Source organism: Streptomyces sp. NPDC005899, from assembly GCF_040629645.1.
Lineage (GTDB): Bacteria > Actinomycetota > Actinomycetes > Streptomycetales > Streptomycetaceae > Streptomyces.
This window is the reverse complement of sequence record NZ_JBEXWB010000351.1, coordinates 1-6,507: the sequence shown is the minus strand read 5'-3', so window position 1 is coordinate 6,507 and position 6,507 is coordinate 1. Positions and strand designations below refer to the sequence as shown.

Here is a 6,507-nt window from a genome sequence, read left to right as displayed (position 1 = left end):
CCCTCCCGTATCCCGCCGCGAGCCTGAGCCGGCCCACCGGTCTTCCGGGTCCGCCCCCGCCCCGTCCGCTGTCCGGGCGGGGGCGCCCCGGGCTCGGCTCGCCGGGGAGCGAGCCCGGCCGAGGGGGCGTGCGTCAGGCCTCGCCCGTCACCTGGCGCAGTCCCCCCAGCAGATGGGCGCGGAAGACGGGGTCACGGTAGATTCGGCGGGTGTGGCCCAGAGCGGTGTAGAAGACCGGAGCGCCCCCGTGTTCGTGGGCCCATACGAGGGGACGGCCGGTGCCCGCGTCCCCGTCGCCGGAGGTGGTTCTGCCGGCACCGGCCAGCACGCGTACGGTGCCGCGCGGGTCGGTGGTGAACTCGTACCACTCGTCGGTCAGGTGCCAGGTGGCGTCCAGGTGCCGGGTGGCCGGGTGGTCGTGGTCCTCCACGACGACGGTGCCCGGGCCCAGCTCCGGGTGCCGGGCGAAGCGGGCGCCGAGGAGGTCGCCGTAGAACGGCCAGCCGTACTCGGTGCAGGCCGCGGCGTGCACGCCCATGAAACCGCCACCCGCCGCACAGTGGGCCCGCAGACCTTCGCGTCCCCCCGGGGTGAGGACGTCTCCGCTGGTGGAGAGGAACACGACGGCGGCGTATCCGGCGAGCCCGTCCTCGAAGACCTCCGGCCGCTCGGTGGCGTCGACGGCGAAGCCGTGCTCCGCGCCGAGTTCACGCAAGGCCGTGATCCCGTCCGGGATGGAGTCGTGGCGGTAGTCGGTGGTGCGGGTGTACACGAGGACCGACGGCCGGCCGGTGGTGGGCATCGCGGGCTCCGGGAGGCGGGGGGGCACGGACGGGCAGGTCCCATCATGGGCCGTCTCCGCCGGCCGTGTCGCCTGCGGGCGCCGTCGCCCCGAACACCTACCGCGCCCGGGCCCGTCCGGGCGCTGCCCCGCTGGCCGCTGCCCCGTCCGACCCGGCCGCGACGGCGTCCGGCGCCGTCCGCGCTCCCCCGCGTGCCGGGGGGAACCACCATGCGAGAGGGGGCTTGCACGGGCCGGGTCACCGGGATTGCATGATCACATGCAGCAACCGCTTTCACCGCCTCGGCAGCCCTCCACGCTCGACCACCGCTACCGGGGCGAGCACCCGATCCGCACCCTCGGCTACCTCCTGCGGCCCGACCGGAGGCGCCTGGCCGTCGCCGTGCTGGCGTTCGTGGTCAAGCACAGCCCCGTGTGGCTGCTCCCGCTCATCACCGCGAACATCATCGACGTAGTCGTACAGCACCGCCCGGAGCGGGAGTTGTGGCTGAACGCCGGGGCCCTGCTCTTCGTGCTCGTCCTCAACTACCCCCTGCACCTGCTGTACGTGCGGTGCCTCAACGGCAGCGTCCGCCGCATGGGCACCGCGCTGCGCGACTCGCTGTGCCAGCGGATGCAGCAGCTGTCGATCGGCTACCACAGCCGGACCAGTGCCGGTGTGCTGCAGGCCAAGGTGGTCCGCGACGTGGAGACCGTCGAGCAGATGGTGCAGCAGTCCGCCGACATGGGGCTCGCGGGCATCATCACCCTGACCGGCGGCCTGGCCGTCATCGCCGTGCGGGTCCCTTCCTTCCTCCCCGTCTTCCTGGTGGTGGTGCCGCTGGCAGCCCTGCTGGTCATGAAGCTGCGGGCACGGCTGCGGAGCCACAACGAGTCCTTCCGCCAGGAGGTCGAGCAACTCTCCGCCCGGGTCAGCGAGATGACCAGCCTCATCCCGATCACCCGGGCGCACGGCCTGGAGCGGGCGGCCCTCAGCCGGGTGGACGGCTCGCTGCGCCAGGTGCTGTTCGCCGGACTGCGCCTCGACGTGCTCAACGGCCGGTTCGGCGCGCTCGCCTGGATCCTGCTCAACTCCCTGGGAGTGGCGTGCCTGGCGGGCTCCGCACTGGTGGCCTACCACGGCTGGCTGCCGATCACTGCGGGTGACGTCGTCATGCTCAGCGCCTTCTTCACGACACTGACCGGTTCGATGAGCACCCTGCTGAGTCTCGCCCCCGTCATCAGCAAGGGGCTGGAGTCGGTCCGTTCGGCGGGCGAGGTGCTGGAGGCGCCCGACCTGGAGAACAACGCGGGCAAGGCCGTCGTGGAGCGGGTGGAGGGCCGCATCGACTTCGAGCGGGTCGGCTTCGCGTACGAGGGGTCGGGCGGCGTCGCCGTGGAGGACTTCACGCTGTCGGCGCGTCCGGGCGAGACGGTCGCACTGGTCGGCGCTTCGGGGGCCGGCAAGTCCACCGTCCTGAACCTCCTGATCGGCTTCATCCGTCCGACGTCGGGGCGCATCCTCCTCGACGGTACGGACATGGCGACCCTGGACCTGCGCACCTACCGGCGCTTCCTGTCGGTCGTCCCGCAGGAGTCCATCCTGTTCGAGGGCACGATCCGGGACAACGTCACCTACGGCATGGACGAGACGGACGAGGAGACGGTCCGCCGGGCGCTCGCCGACGCCAACGCGCTCGAATTCGTCGAGGGCCTGCCGGACGGCATCCACACGGTGGTGGGCGAGCGCGGAGCACGGCTCTCGGGCGGGCAGAAGCAGCGTCTGGCCATCGCCCGCGCGCTGATCCGCGACCCGCGGGTGCTGATCCTGGACGAGGCGACCTCCGCCCTGGACACCCGGTCGGAGGCGCTGGTCCAGGAGGCCCTGGCCCGCCTGGTGCACGGCCGCACGGTCTTCGTGGTCGCGCACCGCCTCTCGACGATCCGGGCGGCGGACCGCATCGTGGCGATGGACCGGGGCCGGATCGCGGAGGTGGGTACGCACGGGGAACTGCTGGCGAGCGGTGGGGTGTACGCGGGGCTGCAACCGAGGCAGTCGGCGTAGGGCCGCCGCCCGAGGGCCGGGCTGTCGGCCGCCTAGCTTTTCCCGGGCCGGGCCGTCCGGCCGGGCCGCCTTACGGGCCCGGCTCTCCGGCCGGGCCCGTGAGGGCGGTCCCCCGCGGCCCCCTCCCGGCCGCTCGGGCCTGTGACGTACTGTGGCCGGCGATGGCAATCCGGTTACTAGTCAAGGAATATGACGGTAAGTCAGGTCCAGGTCGGGCCGTCCGACCGCCCCGTGCCGCGTCGGTACACCCTCAGGGAAGCGGAGTCCTCCATGTCCACCGAAACCGGTGCTCCCCCCGGCGTCGAACCGCGCCGCCACCGGCTCGTCCAGGGCCCCAGAGGGCTGCCCCTCCTCGGGAGCCTGCCGTGGTTCGGCAAGGACCCGCTCGCCTTCTTCGAACGCCTGCACAGTTACGGGTCCATGGTGCGCTGGCGCTTCGGCCGCAACGACTGCGTGTTCGTGGCCGACCCGGACTGCGTGGGCGAGCTCCTCACCGAGACGGAGCGCTCCTTCGACCAGCCCCTGCTGGGCATCGCGTTCCGTACGGTCATGGGCAACGGCGTCGTGGTGGCGCGCGGCCGCGACTGGCGGCGCAAGCGTTCGCTGGTGCAGCCCTCGGTACGGCCCAAGCAGGTGAAGTCGTACGCCGCGACGATGGCCGGCTGCGCGGTGGAGCTCGCGGACACCTGGTCGGGCGGTGAACGCGTCGACGTCAAGCGGGAGATGGCCGCCCTGACGCAGAAGATCGCCGTCCGTACGATCTTCGGCGTCGACACCCCCGCCGACGCGGAGTCGATGGGCCGGGCCATGGACGTCGCCCAGCGTGAGATCGGCAAGGAGTTCAGCGGCCTCGGAGCCGTGCTGCCCGACTGGGTCCCGACACCCGGTCGGGCCAGGATCCGGAAGGCCGCCGCGGTGATCGACGCGGAGGTCGCGCGGGTGGTGGCACGCCACCGCGAGGGCGACGGCGAGCGCCCCGACCTCCTGAGCCGCCTGCTCACCGCGGTCGACGGGAGCGGGACGCGCCTGAGCGACCAGGAGATCCGTGACGAGACGGTCACCCTGTACATCGGCGGCCACGAGACGACCAGCTCCACCCTCGTGTGGGCCTGGTACCTGCTGGCCCGCAACCCGCGCGCGCGGGCGGCGCTCACCGAGGAGCTGGACCGGGTGCTCGACGGGCGGGAGCCCGGTATCGACGACTACGCCCGCCTGCCGTACGCGCAGGCGGTCGTCAAAGAGACCCTGCGGCTCTATCCGACGATCTGGCTGGTGACCGGGATCGCCAAGGAGGGCGCCCGGATCGGCGGCGTACCGATGCCGGCCGGCACCCGGGTGTGGAGCAGCCAGTGGGTGACGCACCGGGACGAGCGGTGGTTCCCGCGGCCCGAGGAGTTCCGCCCGGAGCGCTGGGACGCGGACCGCGGTGACGATATCCCCGAGTACGCCTGGTTCCCGTTCGGTGGCGGCCCCCGGGTCTGCCTGGGGACGCGCTTCGCGATGGTCGAGTCGGTGCTGATCCTCGCCGTGCTGGCACGCCGCTTCGAGCTGGACGTGGATCCCGGTGTCATCGGGCCGGTGCCGACGCTGACGCTCCAGCCGGACAGGGAGGTCAGGGCTACAGTCCGGGCGCGCTGAGCGCGCTGTCGGGTGAAGCCGACAGGGAACGGTTGACCTGAAGTTTGGTCGAGGTCTTAGCGTTCCTCAGTACACCCCGACTCCGGAGGCACCCGCATGAACATGGAAGTCACCGCGTGGACGTCGCTCCACAGCGCGATGAACGCACAACAGGACCGCAGACCCTTCTCCCGGGCCACACTGCGGCGCATCGGGGCGTTCGCCCGGCCGCACCGGGCGCGCATCGGCCGCTTCCTGCTGCTCAGCGCGGTCACCGCACTGCTCGCGGTGGCCACTCCGGTGCTGGCCGGACAGGTCGTGGACGCGATCGTGAAGCACGAGGACAGCGGGACGGTCGTCCGGCTGGCGCTGCTGATCGCGCTGATCGCCGTGGGCGAGGCGGGCCTCGGCCTGCTCACCCGGTGGCTGTCGGCCACCCTGGGCGAGGGGCTGATCCTCGACCTGCGGACCGCCGTCTTCGACCACGTCCAGCGGATGCCGGTCGCCTTCTTCACCCGCACCCGGACCGGCGCCCTGGTCAGCCGGCTCAACAACGACGTGATCGGAGCGCAGCGGGCGTTCAGCAACACGCTTTCCGGCGTCGTCTCCAACCTCGTCACCCTGCTGCTGACCCTCGCCGTGATGCTCACGATCTCGTGGCAGATCACCCTGCTCGCCCTGGTCCTGCTGCCGGTGTTCGTCGTCCCCGCCCGCCGGATGGGGAGCAGGATGGCGGCGCTGCAACGGGAGGCCGCCGGTCACAACGCCACGATGGGCACCCGGATGACGGAGCGCTTCTCCGCTCCGGGCGCCACCCTCATCAAGCTGTTCGGGCGTCCCGCCGAGGAGTCGGCGGAGTTCGCCGCCCGCGCGGTCCGGGTGCGTGACATCGGCGTCCGCACGGCGATGCTGCAGTCCACCTTCATCACCGCGCTCACCCTCGTCTCGGCGCTCGCACTCGCCCTGGTCTACGGTCTCGGGGGGTACTACGCGCTGCGCGGCAGTCTGGAACCCGGAGCCGTCGTGGCCCTGGCGCTGCTCCTGACCCGCCTGTACGCGCCCCTGACCGCGCTGGCCGGGGCCCGGGTCGAGGTGATGAGCGCCCTGGTCAGCTTCGAGCGGGTCTTCGAGATCCTCGACCTGAAGCCGCTGATCGCGGAGAAGCCGGACGCCCGCCGGGTTCCGGACGGGCCGGTGTCCGTCGAGTTCGACGGCGTGTCCTTCGCCTACCCGTCCGCCGGCAAGGTCTCCCTCGCCTCCCTCGAGGAGGTCGCCACGCTCGACGCACGCGGGGGCACCCGGGTGCTGCACGACGTGTCCTTCACGGCGGAGCCGGGACGGATGGTGGCGCTCGTCGGCTCGTCCGGCGCCGGGAAGTCGACGATCGCGCAGTTGCTGCCCCGGCTGTACGACACCGACGAGGGCGCCGTACGGCTGAACGGCGTCGACGTGCGCGACCTGACGGCGGACTCGATCCGCGAGACGCTCGGCATGGTCACCCAGGACGGCCACCTCTTCCACGAGTCGGTGCGCGCCAACCTGCTGCTCGCCCGGCCGGACGCCACCGAGGACGACATCTGGGACGCCCTGCGCCGCTCGCGGCTGGACGGACTGGTGGCCTCGCTGCCCGAAGGGCTGGACACGGTCGTCGGTGAGCGCGGCTACCGGCTCTCGGGCGGCGAGCGCCAGCGTCTGACCATCGCGCGGCTGCTCCTGGCCAGGCAGCGGGTGGTGATCCTCGACGAGGCGACCGCACACCTGGACTCCACCTCGGAGGCGGCCGTGCAGGAGGCCCTCGCCGAGGCGCTGGAGGGGCGTACGGCCGTGGTGATCGCCCACCGGCTGTCGACGGTGCGGGCCGCCGACCTCATCCTCGTCGTCGAGGACGGCCGGGTCGTCGAGCGGGGCACGCACGACGAGCTGCTGGCCCTCGGCGGCCGGTACGAGGAGCTGCACCGTACGCAGTTCGAGCGGCCCGGCACGGAGGAGAGCCCGGTGGCCCGCTGACCGGCCGGGCCGGCGCGGGCTCCACGGGCGCGGGCCG

The 6,507-nt window shown here is 72.5% G+C and carries 4 protein-coding genes; 3 read left to right on the top strand and 1 reads right to left on the bottom strand.

Annotation, left to right across the window (positions count from 1 at the left end; all coding sequences use genetic code 11):
* Nucleotides 1-133 precede the first annotated feature (133 nt).
* Nucleotides 134-802, bottom strand: a complete 669-nt coding sequence (locus ABZ371_RS27300) for a ThuA domain-containing protein (protein ID WP_358684331.1) — start codon at nt 800-802, stop codon at nt 134-136.
* 259 nt (nt 803-1,061) lie between these two features.
* Between ABZ371_RS27300 and ABZ371_RS27295 the strand changes: the two genes are divergently transcribed.
* The 3 genes from ABZ371_RS27295 (at nt 1,062) to ABZ371_RS27285 (ending at nt 6,470) form a co-directional block, all read left to right on the top strand.
* Nucleotides 1,062-2,846, top strand: a complete 1,785-nt coding sequence (locus ABZ371_RS27295) for an ABC transporter ATP-binding protein (protein WP_358684329.1) — start codon at nt 1,062-1,064, stop codon at nt 2,844-2,846.
* A 270-nt stretch (nt 2,847-3,116) separates the two neighbouring features.
* Nucleotides 3,117-4,484, top strand: a complete 1,368-nt coding sequence (locus tag ABZ371_RS27290) for a cytochrome P450 (protein ID WP_358684327.1) — start codon at nt 3,117-3,119, stop codon at nt 4,482-4,484.
* A gap of 96 nt (nt 4,485-4,580) precedes the next feature.
* Nucleotides 4,581-6,470 carry an ABC transporter ATP-binding protein gene (locus ABZ371_RS27285; RefSeq protein WP_358684325.1) on the top strand — a complete coding sequence of 630 codons (1,890 nt, stop codon included), beginning with the start codon at nt 4,581-4,583 and terminating at the stop codon, nt 6,468-6,470.
* The last annotated feature ends 37 nt before the right edge of the window (nt 6,471-6,507 follow it).